Source organism: Rhizobium sp. BK251, assembly GCF_004345245.1.
Taxonomy (GTDB): domain Bacteria; phylum Pseudomonadota; class Alphaproteobacteria; order Rhizobiales; family Rhizobiaceae; genus Rhizobium.
Genome location: NZ_SLUQ01000009.1, coordinates 351,253 through 368,869, shown reverse-complemented (window position 1 = coordinate 368,869; position 17,617 = coordinate 351,253). Strand labels below are relative to the sequence as shown.

Here is a 17,617-nt window from a genome sequence, read left to right as displayed (position 1 = left end):
GTCAGCCTCCCTGCATCGGCGACAGGATCTCGATCCGGTCGCTGTCGTTGAGTTCGAAACGCGCACGCTCGTCACGATGGACGAGCTCGCCGTTGACGGCCGTCGCGAGCCATTCGCCCTCATATTCGAGAAGCGCCAGCAGCTCGGAAAGCGTCGCGGATGCGACCTCCTGGGTCTCGCCGTTGATGGTCAGTCTCATGGGAAATTTCTCTCTTTCAGCTGTTCGGCGAACATGACCTCAGTCGCCTCGCGCGCCATGGCGGGCGCCAGCAGGAAGCCGTGGCGGTAGAGGCCGTTGATGGCGATGGTCGTGCCCGCAGTAATGACGCGCGGGAAATTGTCGGCGAAGGCGGGGCGGACACCCGTTCCGGTCTCGGCAACGGCAGCTTCGGCGAAGGCCGGGTGCAGCGTATAGGCGGCGTTCAGCAGCTCCATCAGCGAGCGTGCCGTGATCGGCCCTTCGTCGTCGGCCTCGATCATCGTCGCCCCGACCATGAAGAGCCCGTCGCCGCGCGGCACGATATAGACGGGTATGCGCGGATGCAGCAGCCGGACGGGCCGAGCAAGCTCGATCTCGGCACTTCTGAGATAGAGCATCTCGCCGCGCACGCCGCGCAGTCCCGAGCGATCGGCAATGCGCGCCGCGCCCGTGCAATCGAGGATGCGGTCGAACGCATCCTCTGCCTGCGCCTCTTCGACAAATCGCACGCCGGCGGCAGCGAGCTTTGTCCGGAGAGCCGGCAGTGCCCGGCGGGGGTCCAGATGCGCCTCGCTCGGGAAGAAGAGGGCCAGCCGGAAACGGCCCGCAAGGGCCGGTTCCAGCATCGCGATCTCCGTCTCGCCGAGCCATTCGTAACCCGAAGTACGGGAAGCAAACCGCCTCAGTTCGGCAGCATCGCGAGGCGGGGCGACGACCAGGGTTCCCTTGCGCTGCACTTCGCCGGGAAGCACGGCATCCCACCAATCGGCCGCGTCGCGGCCTCTCAGTAACACCCTTTCCTCTGCGCCCTCGCGCTCGCACCAGGGCGCGAGCATGCCGCCTGCAAACCAAGAGGCGGCATGGCCGAAGCCCGGCCGCGGGTCGACAACCGTTACCTCCGCCCCGCGTGCGGCAAGCTCATGGGCCGCAGTGAGGCCGGCGACGCCGGCCCCTTTGACGAGAATGCGCATATCACTCGCCTGCCGGCTGGCCATCACCGAGCGGCATATAGAGATCACCGCCCTCGCGATACTTTGCGGCCATGGCCTCCAGCCCCTCCTTCTGCGCTTCGGCGCGGATATCGTGCGAGATCCGCATGGAACAGAATTTCGGACCGCACATGGAGCAGAAATGCGCGACCTTGTGCGCCTCCTTCGGCAACGTCTCGTCGTGGAAGGAGCGGGCCGTTTCAGGATCGAGCGAGAGGTTGAACTGATCCTCCCAGCGGAACTCGAAGCGCGCCCGCGACAGCGCGTCGTCACGCACCTGCGCGGCCGGGTGCCCCTTGGCGAGGTCGGCGGCGTGGGCGGCGATCTTGTAGGTGATGACGCCCACCTTCACGTCGTTGCGATCCGGCAGGCCGAGGTGTTCCTTCGGCGTGACGTAGCAGAGCATGGCGGTGCCGAACCAGCCGATCATCGCCGCACCGATGCCGGAGGTGATGTGGTCGTAGCCCGGCGCGATGTCGGTCGTCAGCGGCCCGAGCGTATAGAAGGGCGCCTCGCCGCAGACCTTGAGCTGCTTGTCCATGTTCTCCTTGATCTTGTGCATCGGCACATGGCCGGGGCCCTCGATCATCACCTGGCAGTCCTTGGCCCAGGCGATCTTGGTCAGCTCGCCAAGCGTCTCCAGTTCAGCGAACTGCGCGGCGTCGTTGGCGTCCGCGATGGAGCCGGGACGCAAGCCGTCGCCAAGCGAGAAGGACACGTCATAGGCGCGGCAGATGTCGCAGATCTCCTCGAAGTGCTCGTAGAGGAAACTTTCCCTGTGGTGATGCAGACACCACTTGGCCATGATCGAGCCGCCGCGCGAGACGATGCCGGTCACGCGGTTGACGGTGAGCGGGATGTAGTGGAGCCGCACACCGGCATGGATGGTGAAGTAGTCGACGCCCTGTTCGGCCTGTTCGATCAGCGTGTCGCGGTAGACCTCCCAGGTCAGGTCCTCGGCGATGCCCCCGACCTTCTCAAGCGCCTGGTAGAGCGGCACGGTGCCGATCGGCAGCGGTGAGTTGCGAACGATCCATTCGCGGATGTTGTGGATGTTGCGGCCGGTGGACAGATCCATGACGGTATCGGCGCCCCAGCGCGCGGCCCAGACCATCTTCTCGACCTCTTCTGCCATCGACGAGGTGACGGCGGAATTGCCGATATTGGCGTTGATCTTCACCAGGAAGTTCCGGCCGATGATCATCGGTTCGCTTTCCGGGTGGTTGATGTTGGCAGGGATGATGGCGCGGCCGGCAGCAACCTCCTGTCGGACGAATTCGGCGGTCACGTGGTCGGGGATGTGGGCGCCAAAGCTTTCGCCGTCGCGGACAAGGGCCTCCTTGGCGGCCTTGCGGCCGATATTCTCGCGAATGGCGATGAATTCCATTTCCGGCGTGATGATGCCGGCGCGGGCGTACGCGAGCTGGGTCACCGCTTTGCCGTCCTTGGCCCGCAGCGGCCGGTTGCGGATCGGGAATTCCGGTGTCAGCCGGTCGCCGGTCACAAAGCCGTTGTCTTCCGGCCTGACGTGGCGGCCGTCATAGGTCTCGACGTCGCCGCGTGCCATGACCCATGACCGGCGCAGATGCGGCAGACCGCTTTCTATCGAAGCCCGATATGCCGGGTCGGTATAGGGACCCGAGGAGTCATAGACCATGACCGGCGGCTCGCCGGAGGTCGGGTGCAGGGCGATCTCGCGCATCGGCACGCGGATATCCGGATGCACGTCGCCCGGAACATGGATCTTGCGGGAGGCGGGGAGGGGACCGGTGGTAACGGTCGGAGTTGGGGTCTTGGCGGCAATGTTCATCGTGAGGCTCCAAGTGTTAAGTTTGGAGACCCAGTCCTCAGCCGGAATGATGGAAAGACGCTGACAGGAGCCCAGTAAGGGATTTCGAATCCAGGCAGCGCTTGCACCGTCCCTACGCCAGTATGAACTGGATCAGGTTCAACGGGTCACTGCGCTGCTCAAGCCGGATAAAGCCCGGATCTCGCCAGCAGAATCTCAGCCCCTTGTCGGGACACCCCTGGTGAATGTGCGCGAGGTTAGGTCTGCCCCCGGCCATCGTCAAGCCCAATCCGCAACCGGCCGGAACTTGTGATTGGAAGGCGCGCCGAGGCCCTTATTTCCCCGGCAGCTCCAGCCCGGCGATCTTCGCGAGAAGCCGTGCGACGGAGGCGTCGTCATCCTTTCCCATGCCGGCCGCCTCGGTCATGACAAAGAGCTGAAGGGCGGCACTCGCGATCGGGAGGGGAAACTTTCCGCTCAATCCGATCTCGGAAACGAGCCCGAGATCCTTGGTGAAGATCGAGACGGCGCTGCGCGGCGAATAATCGCCCTCGAGAATGTGGGGCACGCGGTTTTCGAACATCCAGCTGTTTCCGGCCGAGCGGGTGATGACCTCGAAGACCCGGGAGATGTCGAGCCCCAGGCTCTTCGCAAAGGTAATGGCCTCGCAGGCCGCGGCGATATGGACGCCTGCCAGAAGCTGGTTGACGATCTTGAAGGACGATCCGATCCCCGCCTCGTCTCCAAGTTCGAACACTGTTTCCGCCATCGCGTCGAGCGCCGGGCGAGCCGCCTTGAATGCATCCGGGGTGCCGGAAGCCATGATCGTCAGCTTGCCGGCTTCAGACTTCACCGACCCACCGCTGATCGGCGCGTCCAGATAATGCAGCCCTTGCTCTGCCGCCCGCGCAGCAAAGGCGCGCGCCTGCGCCGGGGGGATGGTCGCGCAGGAAATGATGACCGATCCGGGACGCAGGACCGATGCGACACCCGCGCTGCCGAAGAGCACGGTTTCGGTCTGGGCCGCGTTCAGGACCACGATGACAGCAATCTCGGCATCGCGGGCCGTGTCCGCAGGCGTGTCGAAGGCCTGGCCGCCGCTATCTCGCAGCCTGTCCCTGGCGCCGGCGGCGACATCGCAGCCCGACACGGCATGGCCGGCACGAAGCAGTGACGCCGCCATGCCGAATCCCATGGAGCCAAGACCGATGACCGCGATATTCTTCCTGTCCGGCATGGACCTGCCTTCCTTTCCTTCGTATTGCCAGCGCTTAGAGACTTTCGAGCAGCTTCGCGCCGATGCGGCCGATATCGCCATCGGCTTCGTCACTCGCACCGCTGACGCCGATCGCGCCGATGATCTCTTCGCCTACCTTCAGCAGCACACCGCCGTCGAGCGGAATGCCGTTCGGTATGCAGAGTAGAGCATAGCGGCCTTCGCCTTCAACGACATCCTGAAACTGCCTGGTGTGACGGCGGAACAGCACGGCGGTGCGCGCCTTCAGCGTGGCGATCTCGACGCTGCCGACCTGCGCGCCGTCGTCGCGATGGAGCAGCACGAGATGTCCGCCGTCGTCGACAATGGCGATGACCAGCCTGAGGCCCTGCCTCTTTGCTTCCGCCTCACAGGTTGCGGCGATCGCCTTTGCAGCCTCAATGGTCAATGCGGTCTTCGTTGCAAGCATGTCGTCCTCCCCTTGCCTCGGTATCATTCGGCCGGCTGCAAGGCCGATCCTGCGGCGCCGGCAATGCGTTCTCTCCGGAATGCTGGCACCATCACCGCAGCTTGAAAGTGCGGTTCAACTCCTCGATCGCCTCCTGGCCGAGATATCTCACGGGCATTCCGCGCGTGATGATCGCAAGCTTTGCCGCTTCCTCCAGCTCCTCGATGGCAAAGACCGTCGAATCGAGGCTGGCGCCGGAGACGATCGGCCCATGGTTCTCCAGAAGTGCGGCGCTGTGCTCACCGACGATCGCGGCGATCAACGGCTTAACCTCGGGCGAGCCTGGCCGGGTGTAGGGCACCACCGGCACCCTGCCGACGCGCATCACCACATAGGGCGTGATCGGCGGAATGGAGTCCTTCGGGTCGACATCGCTGAGGCATGAGAGCGCTGTGGCAAAGGTCGAATGCAGATGCACGACGGCCCGGCATTCGGCGCGTCCCTCGTAGAATGCAAAGTGCAGCGGCAGTTCCTTCGTCGGCGCGTCGCCCGAGACATGCAGGCCCTCTGCGTCGAGCTTCGACAGCCGGTCAGGCTCCAGGAAGCCGAGGCAGGAGTTGGTCGGAGTGGCCAGATAACCGTCCTCGATGCGCACCGAAATGTTTCCGGAGGAACCAGCGGTGAGGCCTCGGTCGAAGAGCGACTTTCCCCATTGCACGATCTTTTCACGGACAGCCTGTTCGCTCATGGGCGGCCCACCCTTTCCAATGCCTTGCTGAAGAAATCCGGCGCGCCGAAATTGCCGCTCTTCAGAGCGAGGCCGAGCGGGCCGCCGCGATCGGCGACCAGCACCGGCACGCCGGGATCGATTTCGGGTCCGATCTGCATGCTCGTAAGCTTAAGGGCCTCGACGATCGCGCCGGAAGTCTCACCACCGCCGACAACGATGCGCCTCGTACCGGTATCGGCAAGATGGCGTGCAAGCCCGGCGAAGAAGCCTTCGATCGCTTTCGCCACTGCCTCGCGGCCGAACCTGTCCTGTGCCGCGGAGACCGATTGCGGCGCAGCGGTCGAATAGATGATCGGCGTCCGCCCGTCCTGCTCGCGGATCCAGGCTGCCGCACGCTCCACGGTCATGCGCTCGGTCATCAGTTCGCCAGGATCGATCGCAAGGCCCGGGTGATCGCCCAGGTAGTGCTTCACCTGATCCTGCGAGGCGGTCGAACACGACCCGCAGAGCACGATCCCGCGGCCTTGCGCGACGGGAAGGGCAGCCGCCCGGTCGGCAAGCTTTCCGCGGCTGCGGAAGTTTTCGGGTAGCCCCTGCGCGATGCCAGATCCGCCGGTAACAAGCTTGTGGCTGGCGATCGCCTTGCCGATCGCCAGAAGATCCGGGTCGGCAACGGCGTCGGCGACGACCAGCCGCCGTCCGGCCTTACTCTCCGCATCAAAGGCATCGCGGATGGCCTGCTCGCCGCTGCGGATCGTGTCAAAGGTGATGCTGCCGACCTCGCCCTTCGTCTGCAGCCGCAGCCAGCGGCGGATGTCAGGGTCGGTCATCGGCGTCAGCGGATGGTTCTGCATGCCGGATTCGCTGAGCAACCGGTCGCCGACGAAGAGGTGGCCCATGAAGAGCCGGCGCCCGGCGCCCGGAAAAGCCGGACAGACGACGGTGACGTCGGCGCCGAGCAGGTCGAGCAATGCCTCGGCAACAGGGCCGATATTACCCTCGGGCGTGGAATCGAACGTCGAGCAATATTTGAAGATGATCTGCTCGCAACCTTGGGCGAGGAGCCAGCGCGCCGCGGCGAGCGACTGCTGCACTGCGTCGGCAACAGGCGCCGAGCGGGTCTTCAGGGAGACCACGCCTGCCTCACAATTCACCTCGCCGTGGCCGTAGCCCACGAACTGGACGGTCGACATGCCACCCCTGGCGAGCGTATTGGCAAGGTCGCTCGCGCCGGTGAAGTCGTCGGCGATCGCACCAAGCAGCATTTCAGGCACGCTCCGCGATATTGTTCTGGAGTTCGTCCTCGATATGGACGCGGATGATGTCGTCGAAGGAATTTTCCGACTTGAAGCCCAGCGCCTCGGCGCGCCGCGCGTCGAAGCCTTGCGGCCATCCGGCGACGATATCGGCAATTGCGGCGTTCGGCTCGCGACGGATCAGCTTGACGGCATCCTCACCGGCCACCCGGCGCAAGGCCTCGATTTCCTCGCCGACCGTTGCGCAAAGACCCGGCATGGTAATGCTGCGCTGGTGGCCGAGCGGCGCCGTGTCGAGTTCGGCCGCATGAAGGAGGAACTTTACCGCCGCGCGCGGGCTCGCAAACCAATGGCGCACGGTTTCGCTGACGGGCAGCACCGCCTCCTGGCCGATCAGCGGCTCGCGCAGGATGCTGGAAAAGAAGCCGGAGGCCGCCTTGTTCGGCTTGCCGGGGCGGATCGAGATCGTCGGCAGGCGGATGCCGATACCGTCGAAGAAGCCCTTGCGTGAATAGTCGGCAAGCAGCAACTCGCAGATCGCCTTCTGGGTGCCGTAGCTCGTCAGCGGCGTCAGGCACTGCGTGTCGCTGATCACTTCCGGCAGCGGCTCGCCGAAGACGGCGATCGAGGACGTGAACACGACCTTCGGCGTGTAGGGCTCTTTCAGGCCTGCCTGGCGGATTGCCTCGAAGAGAGATCGCGTGCCGTCCAAATTGACGGCGTAGCCCTTGTCGAAGTCGACCTCCGCCTCGCCGGAGACAATAGCCGCGAGATGGAAAATGAGGTCCGGCCGCGACTGTATGAGTGCCGCGCCCGTCTCGGGAAGTGAAAGATCGGCGACCACCGTCTCTATTTCCCCGGCGAACTCAGGCTTTTCCGGCATGGTGATGTCGGCCAGCACCAGCCTGTTGATCGCCTTTCCGCTGATCTCCCCTTGCGTCAGCAGCGCGCGCACCAACTTGCGGCCGATCATGCCGGCCGCTCCGATAATCAGTATTTTCATCTCAGGCCGACTCCTTTTTCCCGCCGGCGGCGTTGAATGGGATGGTTTGCGCCGTCTTCTGCCCCGTATCTGCAAGCCCGCCTTCGTCGACCGCGCGCGAGGTATCGTGGATGCGCAGGATATGTTCGGCGAAGGCGGCCGACACCGCTTCCGGATTGCGCATCTTCAGCGCCCTCACGATGAAACGGTGGTCCTCCAGGCTCTTTTCGATCGCCCCCGGCTGCGCCATGGCGATGCGCCGATGGTCGAGCATGTAGGTGTAGAGATCGACCACGAAATCTGCGAGCAGGCGGTTCTTGGAAGCGTAGTAGATCGTCAGGTGGAACTCGCGGTCGCAGATGAGGAAGCGGACCGGGTCGTTCAGCGCCTGCTCCTGGGCAGCGATCGAATCCTCCAGCCGCCTGATGTCCTCGGCGCTCAGGTTGCGGGCCGCGTCGGCGACGACGGACGTCTCGACGAGCAGCCGCGCCGCGTGCACCGCCTCGAGGCTGTAGCCATTGATCGAGGTCGGGTTCGTAACGCCGATCCGCTGGGCGCTGACCTCGACATCCACCCGGGCCACCCGGGTCCTCGCCCCTTGCGAAACCTGCACCACGCCTTCGCCGGCAAGCCGCTGGATCGCGCCACGCACCGTCTCGCGGCTGACCATCAGCATGGTCGCCAGTTCCCGCTCGCTCGGCAACTCGTCGCCCAATTGCAGAATGCCCGAGGCGATCATGGAAATGATCTTGTCGCGGATCATTTCCTTGGCGGTCTGCTTGTGTATCGTCTCGTGCAGGGGCGACAGAGGGGTTGCCATATATTCACCGAGAACTGGACTGTTACTTAGTCCAGTTAAACCATTAGATGTCTCCTGTCACCTCCCCAACCACAAAAATTTCCTGATGCGCCGCAGCGAAACCGCGTGGCATCTGCCGCACTGCGGAACCGATCTTCAGGCTGGCCTTAGCCCGATGATACATGCATCCGCTGAGACGAAACACAATACAGCACATTGAAATTTAAAGAAAATGCTCTCTTCCGGCGGCGGTCTGGCAGATCACGACACCAGCTTGACACCATCGACCACGCTCGAAGCGCCAAGCGCCTTCTCCCCTTCGCCCGAACGCCAAGAACATTAGCCTGGACGAAAAATTCAACTGGTCCGCTATCTCTACCAGTTGACAAGCGGAAATGGGGCGAATAGCGTGAACCCGTCCTGCTGCAGCCGGAGGAGCGGCCCAGCGTGACGGTGGAGGATTCATCGCATGAACCTATTGAGGGGCTGTGGGCGCGTGCGCCCCGTGGAGGACACGCCATGACCGTCGCGGATAGCGCTGGGCTCACGGCGATTGCCGCCGTGGCCCATGAGCCACGTCAGATTCTCCTGGCCCGCGGCGTTACCAAATCATTTCCGGGTGTTCTCGCCCTCGACAACGTCGATTTCGACGTTCGCGCCGGCGAGGTCACGGCACTTCTCGGCGAAAATGGCGCGGGCAAGTCGACGCTTATCAAGCTGATGGCCGGTTTCTATACGCCCGACAGCGGCGAGATCACCGTGAACGGCGTCGCCCTGCATGCCGATCCGGCCGCCGCCCATCGCATCGGCGTCGCCACCATCCACCAGGACGCCCACCTCGTTCCGGCCATGACGGTAGCCGAAAACATCATGCTCGGCCGCTGGCCGTCGCGCTACGGCTGGCTTTCGATGCAGGCCCAGCGGCAGAAGGCGCACGCGGCCCTGGCTCTCGTCGCACCGCATCTCAACCTATCGACGCCTGCCGGCAGGCTTTCGCCGGCCGACCAGCAGCTCATCGAGATCGCCCGGGCGATCTCCGAGGATTCGAAGATCCTCGTGATGGATGAACCCACCACCTCGCTTTCTCCTCCCGAGATCGACCGCCTGTTCAACGTCGTCAACGATCTGAAGGGCAAAGGGCTCGGCATCGTTTTCGTATCGCACTGGCTGGAGGAGGTCTTCCGCATCGCCGACCGCGTGACGGTGCTGCGCGACGGCCGCCTCGTCGGCACGAAGCCCATCGGCGAACTGGACCAGGACAAGGTCATCCGCATGATGGTCGGCCGCGAAGTACGCGAGACCGTGCTCACCGAACGCCCGATCGGCGACGTCGTGATGCGCGTCAGCAATCTCTCCCGCGAGAACGTGCTGAACGACATCTCCTTCGAGGTGAGGGCGGGCGAGATCGTCGGCATGGCGGGCCTCGTCGGCGCCGGCCGCAGCGAGCTTGCCGCCTGCATCTTCGGCATCGATCCCTATGACAGCGGTTCGGTCGAGATCGGCGGCACGAGCGTCCCGCCGAGCGATCCGCGGTCTGCCATCGAGGCGGGCATCGGCCTCGTTCCGGAGGACCGGCGCCGGCAGGCGCTCGTCGGCCTCATGAGCGTCAAGAGCAATGTGACGCTCAGCCTTCTCGATCGCGTTTCGTCCTGGGGCTTCCTGTCCAGTGCGCAGGAGGAGTCCATCGCGAACCGGGAGATCCGCAGCCTGGGGGTCAAGACGCCGTCCTCGAAGGTACGCGTCTCGACGCTTTCGGGTGGCAACCAGCAAAAGGTCGTTCTCGCCCGCTGGCTGGCGCGGCGCCCGAAGATCCTGATCCTCGACGAGCCGACCAAGGGAATAGACGTCGGCGCCAAGTCGGAGATAAGCGAGCTGATCCTGCGGCTGGCCGAGGAGGGGATGGCGATCCTGCTCATCAGCTCGGAACTGCCGGAGATCCTCTCCATGACGGACCGGGTGCTGGTCATGCGCGCGGGCCGGATATCAGCTTCGCTGACGCGCGAGCAGGCGACGGGCGAAACCATCATGAGCTATGCGACGACAGGCTGAAGGCGAGGAGAATTTCTAGATGGCAATGGAGAACACACCGATGTCCGATGTCGCGCGGGGCAGAACCGCTGGACTGTCAGCCCTTCGCGGCAGGATATCCTTCATTGATCTCATGCAGAGTGTCGGCCTCATGGCAGTCATCCTGTTGGGCAGCGCGATCATGAGCGTCATGAGCCCGGTTTTTGCGACGGTGCGTAACATAGAAAACGTGCTGCAGGCGGCAACCATCATCGCCGTCGTCGCAATCGGCCAGACCTTCGTCATCCTGGTCGCCGGCATCGATCTGTCGGTCGCCTCGGTTCTCGTGCTCTCATCGGTCCTGTCCGTCGGGCTCGTCCAGTTCCAGGGCATGCCGGCGGAGGTTGCAATCATGCTCTCGCTGCTTGCGGGGCTGGGGATCGGCCTCGTCAACGGCCTCGCGGTGACGAAGCTGCGCATCCCGGCGCTGATCGCGACGCTCGCCACGATGACGATGGGGCGCGGCCTCGCCTATATTTATTCAGGCGGCACCAATATCGCTCCGGTTCCCGAATTCTTCGTGGAACTGCAGGCGGCGCGCATCCTCGGCATTCCCGCGGTCATCGTTCTGACCCTCGTGATGGCGGCTATCGCCCAGGTCGTCCTGTCGCGAACATCCTTCGGCCGGTCGGTCTATGCGACGGGTGGCAACCCGCTGGCTGCAAAACTCGCCGGTATCAACACAGAGCGCGTCATCATCATCGCTTTCATGATCTCCGGCTTCATGTCGGCGGTTGCGGGCCTGCTCATCACCGCGCGCTTCGAGGCGGGTGCGGCGACCGCCGCCCAGGGCATGGAGCTTGCCGTCATCGCGGCAGTCGTCATCGGCGGCGTCAGTCTTTTCGGGGGCGAGGGCAACATGGGCAGCATGCTGCTCGGTGTCCTGCTTCTCGGCCTCGTCCAGAACGCGGTCAATCTTCTGAACGTACCACCGAACTGGGATTCGGTCGTCAGCGGCCTCGTGATTGCCGCGGCCGCAGCCCTCGACGTCTACCGCCGCAGCTATCTGGAGGCCGGCATGCGGAAGAAGGTCATCGCCACGAAGGCGGGCAAGCCACCCAAGCCTTCCTAGTCGAAGCTGCACGCGGGGGGACGCGTGCGGGAGTGAAGTGAACTGAAAGCATGGAAGTTGAAATAAGCGCCTTTCCGGCGAACGGCATTGCTTTGCCTGGATTCTGGCATGGCCGGCCGAAACGGAAGTTCTGAATCGTCGCCGGCATCGGCGACTGGACGAGTCCAATCGGGAGGAAACACAATGGACGCGAATGACACCATGAAGACCACACGCCGCACATTCCTGCAACTCGCCGCCGGCGTCGCTGCACTCGGCGCGGGAGGCCTCGGCATGCCGCTTTCGGCGCTTGCCGAAGACAGCGTGCTGAAGGGCAAGAACCTTGCCTATATCGCCTTTGGCCTGCAGTACGAATACCAGGTGACGCTGGTCGATCACGTCAAGAAGCTCGCTGCGGAAAAGGGTATGAACATCTCCGTCTATGACGGCAAGGGCGATCCCTCCACGCAGACCACGCAGCTCCTCGACGTCGTCAGCAAGCAGCCGGACATCATCCTGCTCAATCCGGTCGATGCCAAGCTGCTGCAGGGCGGCGTGCGCAAGGCGAACGAATCGAAGATCCCGCTCTTCATGCTGGAGAACCTGCCGCCGGAAGGCGACTGGATCGCCTACAACACCTTCGACGACGTTGCCGGCGGTGCAGCAGCAGCCGATGCCGTCGCAAAGCTCACGAACGGCAAGGGCCTTGTCCTCGAAGTCCGCGGTGCGATCGGCTCCGGCCAGTCGGAAAAGCGCTACAAGGGCTTCCACGACCAGATGGCCGCGAAATATCCGGACATCAAGATCGAGACGTTGAAAGCCGAATGGACGGCCGACAATGCCCAGACGCTCACTGTCGACGCCTTTACCCGCGATCCGAACGTCGCCGCCATCTGGGCGCATAACGACGAAATGATCCGCGGCGTCGTCTCGGCGCTGCGCCAGATCGATCGCCTGAAGCTGGCGGGCGAGGAAGGGCATGTCCCGGTCATCGGCTTTGACGGAACGCCGCTCGGCCTGCAGCGCATCCGCGAGGGAACCCAGGATGCCGACGTCGGCCAGAACCCCTTCTCGATGGGCAGCTCGATCATTGGCGAAATGGAGAACCACTTCGCCAACAAGCCGGTGAACCGCGAGACGTTGATCCAGCCGGTGATGATCTGGAAGGAGAACGTCGACAGCAAGGAAAACTGGGGCAACATGGTCAAGTAGTCGCCCCTTTCTGGAAGCCGGGGCGCGACACCAACCGTCGCGCCCCGGCCTCATGAGAACGCATGTGATGGGATCGGGAGCCTAGCGTGACAACAGACATCATGAAGCCGGACTATGCCATGAACATGCGCCTGATCGGCCACAGCGACCAGGGCAGTCGCGCCGATGGCATCCAGGTCATGGTGCAGGACGGCTTTGCCTATATCGGCCATCTCTTCAGCCAGGGCTTCTCGATCGTTGACGTGCGCGACCCGAGGAACCCTAAGCCGGCGGGATATGTCGCCGCTCCGGCCAATACCTGGAATGTGCATCTGCAGGTCGCCGACGGGCTGCTCCTCGTCATTCACGGCAAGGATGTCTTCGCCGACGCCGCATTTGCCGACGAGGCGAGCTACTACAAGGCCGCTGCCGGCACCGCGCTCGGAACGGCGGCGCCAAAAAGCGAGCGCAACTGGGATGCCGGCCTGGCGGTCTATGATATTGCCTCATCTCCGGGAGAGCCGAGGCGTATCGGCTTCATGCCCGTTTCGGGCGGCATCCATCGCATCTGGTGGACCGGCGGCCGATGGGCCTATGTTTCCGCTCTCCTTGATGGCTACACCGACTTCATCTTCATGACGGTCGACATGTCGGACCCCGCCAATCCGCGCGAGGCGGGACGCTATGCACTGCCGGGCATGCACCTTGCCGCCAGCGAGGAGCCGACATGGCCGGCCAATGCCAAGTTCGGCCTGCATCATGCGATCGTCAACGGCGACATCGCCTGGGGTGCCTGGCGCGACGCCGGCCTCGTGGTCATGGACGTCGCCGACCGCGCCAAGCCCAACCTTATCCGGCATGTGAACTGGTCGCCGCCTTTCCAGGGCGGCACGCACAACTGCCTGCCACTCGCTGATCGCGACCTGCTCGTGGTGCTCGACGAGGCGGTCCTCGACGATTTCGAAGACGGGCTCAAGAACATCTGGATCTTCGACGTGAAGAACCCGGCCAACCCCGTGCCGATCGCGACCATGCCCCCGCCGTCCAATCAGGACTACACCCACAAGGGTGCGCATTACGGGCCGCACAATATCCACGAGAACCGGCCGGGCACATTCCAGAGCTCGTCGATCATCTTCTCGACCTGGCAGAATGCCGGCGTGCGCGTCTTCGACATTTCGAACGCCTACCAGCCGAAGGAGGTCGGCGCCCTCGTACCGCCGCCGCCGCGCTCGATGATGGACAAGCGGCCGGGCAAGAAGCCGATCATCCAGACCTGCGACATCTTCGTGGACAAGGCGGGGCTCATCTACGTGACCGACTACAATGCCGGTCTCTACGTCATGGAATATAATGGCTGAGACAGCCGGAAACGCATCCTGAAGGGACTGATCATGAATCTTTTCGGCTCATATGACGTGGTTGTCACGGGCGCCGGCTCGTCGGGCATCGTCGCGGCGATCCGCGCCGCGCGCGAAGGCGCAAGGACGCTGTTGCTCGAAGGCACGGGCTTCCTCGGCGGCCTCATCACGGGCGGGCGCCTGACCAAGCCGACCGGTCTCATCAACTCGAAGATCTTCCACGAGATGCTCGACCGCTGCGTCGGCTACAAGGGCGCCGACGGACGCATCCGCGAATCCTATTGGGGCAAGTATACCGGCACCTTCGACGCCGAGGTGATGCAGCGCGTCATCATCGAGATGGTCGAGGAAGCCGGCGTCGAGGTGCTGCTGCGTGCCAATGTCATCGAAACCGTCATGAAGGACGGTGCCATGCACGGCCTCCTGATCCGCACGAAATCCGGCGAGAGCCTGGTGCTCGCCAAGGCTTTCGTCGATGCCTCCGGCGACGGCGACGTGGCCGCATTGGCAGGCGCCGATTTCATGCTCGGGCGCGAGGGCGACGGGCTGACGCAGCCGATTACCTCCTATTTCCGCGTCCTGAACGTCGATGTGCCCGCGCTGATCGCCGATTGCGAGGCGAACCGGGCCGACATGTGGGAGGTCGTCTATCCGAAGGAAGCCGGAAACCGCAACGAAGACTATGCAATGGCGGTGCTCCTCACAGGCTTCCAGCAGCGGATCAAGGACAAGGTGGCCGAAGGCTTCGACTGGATCATTCCCAAGGACCACATCACCATGAAGACCGGGCTCATCCCCGGTGAGATCAGCGTCAACGTCACCCGCTTCCAGGGCAACGGCCTCGACGACCGCGACCTCAGCCGCGCCGAGATCGAGATCCGCAAGCAGGCCTATTGCGCCTTCGACTTCCTGCAGCGCTATGTGAAGGGCTTCGAAAATGCTATCTTCCTCGAAGTGGCGCCGAAGCTTGGCGTGCGGGAAACGCGGCGGGTCACTGGCCAGTACGTGCTGACCGAGGCCGATGTACGCGGCAATCGCCGCTTCGAAGACGCGATCGGGCTCTGCAATTCGCCGGTCGACGTTCACGAACCGGGCGGCAGCCGCGCGATCATGGATCATGTCGGCGTCGGTTACGGCATTCCCTATCGCTGCATGGTGCCGCTGAAGGTCGACAATCTCCTCGTCGCGGGCCGCTGCATATCTGTCGATGAGATCGCCTTTGGTTCGACCCGCAACGTGCCGGCCTGCACCATGACCGGAGAGGCGGCGGCTATCGCGGCCTCGCTTGCCGCAAAGCGCGGCGTGGCGACCTCGACGGTTGGTGCGGCCGAAGTGCAGGGGCGTCTGCGCGAACTCGGCGTCTGGCTGGGCACGCCCGGCGAGGCGGTGCCGGACGTCCTGAAACAGGCGAGCTGACGAACGCAGGGAGGAAAAGCGTGGCGGAGAGACACGCGATATCGATCGCTGAACACGAAGTGGGCTACAGCCATCTGCTCAGTCCCTTCGCGATCGGTCCCGTGCAACTGCGCAACAGGGTCGTCTTCCAACCGCATTTCACCGCGCTCGGCACGCTCGACGGCATGCCCTCGGACGAGCATGTCGCCTATCACGAGGAACGGGCGCGCGGCGGCGTCGGCCTTATCATCCTCGAAAGCATGGCGATCCACCCGACGGGCAAGATGTCGCGGCGCTTCGTCAATGCCTGGGATCCCGCCGTCGTGCCGGGTCTTGCGCGCATCGCAGACGCCGTGCATGCGCATGGGGCGAAGCTCTTCGGGCAGCTGACCCATGGCGGTCATACCTCGCTCGAGCATCCGCCGCATATCATGTGGGCGCCGACGCAGATGCCGGAGCCCTCCAGCCACCACTCCACGAAGGCGATGGACGAGGACGATATCCGCGCCGCGATCGAGGGTTTTGCGGCGAGCGCACGCAACCTGGTCGATGCCGGGCTCGACGGGATCGAGATCAAGATCGCCCATGACGGTCTGCTGCGCTCCTTCGCCTCGCCTTTTTTCAACCGCCGTACCGACGCCTATGGCGGCTCCTTCGAGAACCGCATGCGGCTCTCCTATGAGGTGATTGCCGCGATCAAGGCGGCAACGGGGCCGCACGTTCCGCTCGGCGTGCGCATCTGCGTCAACGAGTTCACGCCCTTCGGCTACGATACCGACTATGGCCTGGAGATGGTTCGCAGCCTCGAAGCCACGGGCATGATCGACTATTTCAATTCCGATGCCGGCTCGTTCTCCAGCTACTGGATGGAGATCCCACCGGCCGCCGTCGCCGCCGACGACTTCCGCCGCATCAATACCGCCCTGAAGCACGCGACAGGCGTTCCGGTGATCGGCTTCGGCCGCATTTCGCCCCAGAGCGGGGAGGCGTTGATTGCAGCAGGAGACGCAGATCTCGTCGGCATGGCCCGCCAGCTCATCGCCGACCCGGAAACGGTCAACAAGATTGCCGCCGGCCGCGGCGACCTCGTGCGGCTCTGTATCGCCTGCAATGACGGCTGCATCTACCAGGTCGGCCAGGAGAAAGCGGTTCGCTGCGTCCACAATCCCGGCGCCGGGCAGGAGCGGCGCATGAGCGAGCGCCTTGTCAGAAAGGCCGAAACGTCACGCCACGTCGTCATTGCCGGCGGCGGCCCGGCGGGACTGAAAGTCGCGGAGATTGCTGCCCGACGCGGCCATCGCGTGAGCCTTCTGGAGAAAGCGCGCCGTCTCGGTGGCCAAGTCAATCTAGCTTCACTACAGCCCGAACATGCGAGCATCGGCGAGGTGACCTCCTATCTCGAAGCGGCCGTTGCCGATCTCGGCGTCGAGGTCCATCTCGGCGCGCCTGCGACGCCGGAAAGTATTCTTGCCCTCTCCCCGGACGTCGTCGTCGTGGCCACGGGCTCCGAGCCCAACCTGCCGATCGGCCCCGACGACGCGTCTGAGGCTTCCCGCGCGCTCGGGCGCCAGATCCTTCCCGAGATCGAAGGTCTCGACCGCGATTGCGTGGTTTCCAGCGACCAGGTCCTTTCCGGCGAGAAGCGGCTTTCGGGCCATGTGGTGGTCATTGACGACAACGGCCATTGGGAAGCCGCGGGCACCGCCGAGTACCTGGCTGATGAAAACTGTCGCGTGACCGTCATCGCGGGTCACGGCATGATCGGAGAGGACATCGAGGCCGGCACGCGCACGCTCTTCCACCGCCGCGCGGCGATCAAGGGCATCCGGCTGATGCCGAACACCTCGCTCGTCGCAATCGAGGAGCGCCGGGTGCGCATCTCGCCGGTGTTCTCAGACGCCGACGCCATCGGATGGGCGAAATACATCCTGATGCCCGGCGACGACAGCTTCATCGACGATGTCGACTGGGTCGTTCCCGTCATCGGCCGGCGATCCAGGGAAGATCTCTATCTCGAACTAAAGACACGGCCGGAATTCAAGGGCATCGAGATCGCGCGCGTGGGCGATTGCGTCGCTCCGCGCCTGATCCAGAGCACGATCCTGGAGGCGTTCGAGTTCGCACGCGGCCTATAGAAAACAAGC

The 17,617-nt window shown here is 64.0% G+C and carries 15 protein-coding genes and 1 riboswitch; of the genes, 6 read left to right on the top strand and 9 right to left on the bottom strand.

The window, feature by feature from the left end; genetic code table 11:
* Position 1: 1 nt before the first annotated feature.
* From thiS to EV286_RS24385, 9 genes are all read right to left on the bottom strand, one after another.
* Positions 2 to 199, bottom strand: a complete 198-nt coding sequence (gene thiS / locus EV286_RS24425) for a sulfur carrier protein ThiS (protein WP_132959769.1) — start codon at positions 197 to 199, stop codon at positions 2 to 4.
* The gene (gene thiO / locus EV286_RS24420; protein ID WP_132959768.1) at positions 196 to 1,170 is read right to left on the bottom strand and encodes a glycine oxidase ThiO; all 975 of its coding nucleotides are present in this window, start codon (positions 1,168 to 1,170) and stop codon (positions 196 to 198) included. Before thiO ends, thiS begins: the two co-directional genes overlap by 4 nt.
* 1 nt (position 1,171) lies before the next feature.
* Positions 1,172 to 2,998 (bottom strand): phosphomethylpyrimidine synthase ThiC, encoded by a 1,827-nt coding sequence (thiC, locus tag EV286_RS24415; RefSeq protein WP_132959767.1) that lies wholly within the window; start codon positions 2,996 to 2,998, stop codon positions 1,172 to 1,174.
* Positions 2,999 to 3,089: 91 nt separating this feature from the next.
* Positions 3,090 to 3,227, bottom strand: a riboswitch (TPP riboswitch).
* An 84-nt stretch (positions 3,228 to 3,311) separates the two neighbouring features.
* On the bottom strand, positions 3,312 to 4,214 hold the full coding sequence (ltnD, locus tag EV286_RS24410; RefSeq protein WP_132959766.1) for an L-threonate dehydrogenase: 903 nt from the start codon (positions 4,212 to 4,214) through the stop codon (positions 3,312 to 3,314).
* A gap of 34 nt (positions 4,215 to 4,248) precedes the next feature.
* The gene (locus EV286_RS24405) at positions 4,249 to 4,662 is read right to left on the bottom strand and encodes a heme-binding protein (RefSeq protein ID WP_132959765.1); all 414 of its coding nucleotides are present in this window, start codon (positions 4,660 to 4,662) and stop codon (positions 4,249 to 4,251) included.
* Between the two features lie 91 nt (positions 4,663 to 4,753).
* The gene (locus tag EV286_RS24400; protein WP_132959764.1) at positions 4,754 to 5,389 is read right to left on the bottom strand and encodes an aldolase; all 636 of its coding nucleotides are present in this window, start codon (positions 5,387 to 5,389) and stop codon (positions 4,754 to 4,756) included.
* Positions 5,386 to 6,636, bottom strand: a complete 1,251-nt coding sequence (gene otnK, locus EV286_RS24395; protein ID WP_132959763.1) for a 3-oxo-tetronate kinase — start codon at positions 6,634 to 6,636, stop codon at positions 5,386 to 5,388. The genes EV286_RS24400 and otnK overlap by 4 nt, the downstream gene beginning before the upstream one ends.
* A gap of 1 nt (position 6,637) precedes the next feature.
* Positions 6,638 to 7,630 (bottom strand): D-erythronate dehydrogenase, encoded by a 993-nt coding sequence (denD, locus tag EV286_RS24390; RefSeq protein WP_132959762.1) that lies wholly within the window; start codon positions 7,628 to 7,630, stop codon positions 6,638 to 6,640.
* 1 nt (position 7,631) lies between these two features.
* On the bottom strand, positions 7,632 to 8,429 hold the full coding sequence (locus EV286_RS24385) for a FadR/GntR family transcriptional regulator (RefSeq protein ID WP_165932927.1): 798 nt from the start codon (positions 8,427 to 8,429) through the stop codon (positions 7,632 to 7,634).
* A 498-nt stretch (positions 8,430 to 8,927) separates the two neighbouring features.
* Between EV286_RS24385 and EV286_RS24380 the strand changes: the two genes are divergently transcribed.
* The 6 genes from EV286_RS24380 to EV286_RS24355 all read left to right on the top strand — a co-directional run bounded on the left by EV286_RS24380 (position 8,928) and on the right by EV286_RS24355 (position 17,608).
* Positions 8,928 to 10,457, top strand: a complete 1,530-nt coding sequence (locus EV286_RS24380) for a sugar ABC transporter ATP-binding protein (protein ID WP_132959761.1) — start codon at positions 8,928 to 8,930, stop codon at positions 10,455 to 10,457.
* Positions 10,458 to 10,476: 19 nt separating this feature from the next.
* A complete protein-coding gene (locus tag EV286_RS24375) occupies positions 10,477 to 11,547 on the top strand; it encodes an ABC transporter permease (RefSeq protein ID WP_245500813.1) in 1,071 nt (356 codons plus the stop codon).
* A 183-nt stretch (positions 11,548 to 11,730) separates the two neighbouring features.
* Positions 11,731 to 12,738 carry a sugar ABC transporter substrate-binding protein gene (locus tag EV286_RS24370; RefSeq protein ID WP_132959760.1) on the top strand — a complete coding sequence of 336 codons (1,008 nt, stop codon included), beginning with the start codon at positions 11,731 to 11,733 and terminating at the stop codon, positions 12,736 to 12,738.
* Positions 12,739 to 12,839: 101 nt separating this feature from the next.
* Complete coding sequence (locus tag EV286_RS24365) at positions 12,840 to 14,078, top strand: hypothetical protein (protein ID WP_132959859.1); 1,239 nt, start codon at positions 12,840 to 12,842, stop codon at positions 14,076 to 14,078.
* Positions 14,079 to 14,111: 33 nt separating this feature from the next.
* Positions 14,112 to 15,494, top strand: a complete 1,383-nt coding sequence (locus EV286_RS24360) for an FAD-dependent oxidoreductase (RefSeq protein ID WP_132959759.1) — start codon at positions 14,112 to 14,114, stop codon at positions 15,492 to 15,494.
* Positions 15,495 to 15,514: 20 nt separating this feature from the next.
* Positions 15,515 to 17,608, top strand: a complete 2,094-nt coding sequence (locus EV286_RS24355; RefSeq protein ID WP_132959758.1) for an FAD-dependent oxidoreductase — start codon at positions 15,515 to 15,517, stop codon at positions 17,606 to 17,608.
* Positions 17,609 to 17,617: the final 9 nt, after the last annotated feature.

Bases quoted from the DNA above. Each gene is read 5' to 3' on its own strand.
- EV286_RS24375 (WP_245500813.1), top strand. From the start codon at position 10,477: ATGGCAATGGAGAACACACCGATGTCCGATGTCGCGCGGGGCAGAACC.
- thiO (WP_132959768.1), bottom strand. From the start codon at position 1,170: ATGCGCATTCTCGTCAAAGGGGCCGGCGTCGCCGGCCTCACTGCGGCC.
- thiC (WP_132959767.1), bottom strand. From the start codon at position 2,998: ATGAACATTGCCGCCAAGACCCCAACTCCGACCGTTACCACCGGTCCC.
- EV286_RS24370 (WP_132959760.1), top strand. From the start codon at position 11,731: ATGGACGCGAATGACACCATGAAGACCACACGCCGCACATTCCTGCAA.
- EV286_RS24380 (WP_132959761.1), top strand. From the start codon at position 8,928: ATGACCGTCGCGGATAGCGCTGGGCTCACGGCGATTGCCGCCGTGGCC.
- thiS (WP_132959769.1), bottom strand. From the start codon at position 199: ATGAGACTGACCATCAACGGCGAGACCCAGGAGGTCGCATCCGCGACG.
- EV286_RS24385 (WP_165932927.1), bottom strand. From the start codon at position 8,429: ATGGCAACCCCTCTGTCGCCCCTGCACGAGACGATACACAAGCAGACC.
- ltnD (WP_132959766.1), bottom strand. From the start codon at position 4,214: ATGCCGGACAGGAAGAATATCGCGGTCATCGGTCTTGGCTCCATGGGA.
- denD (WP_132959762.1), bottom strand. From the start codon at position 7,630: ATGAAAATACTGATTATCGGAGCGGCCGGCATGATCGGCCGCAAGTTG.
- EV286_RS24405 (WP_132959765.1), bottom strand. From the start codon at position 4,662: ATGCTTGCAACGAAGACCGCATTGACCATTGAGGCTGCAAAGGCGATC.
- otnK (WP_132959763.1), bottom strand. From the start codon at position 6,636: ATGCTGCTTGGTGCGATCGCCGACGACTTCACCGGCGCGAGCGACCTT.
- EV286_RS24360 (WP_132959759.1), top strand. From the start codon at position 14,112: ATGAATCTTTTCGGCTCATATGACGTGGTTGTCACGGGCGCCGGCTCG.
- EV286_RS24365 (WP_132959859.1), top strand. From the start codon at position 12,840: ATGAAGCCGGACTATGCCATGAACATGCGCCTGATCGGCCACAGCGAC.
- EV286_RS24400 (WP_132959764.1), bottom strand. From the start codon at position 5,389: ATGAGCGAACAGGCTGTCCGTGAAAAGATCGTGCAATGGGGAAAGTCG.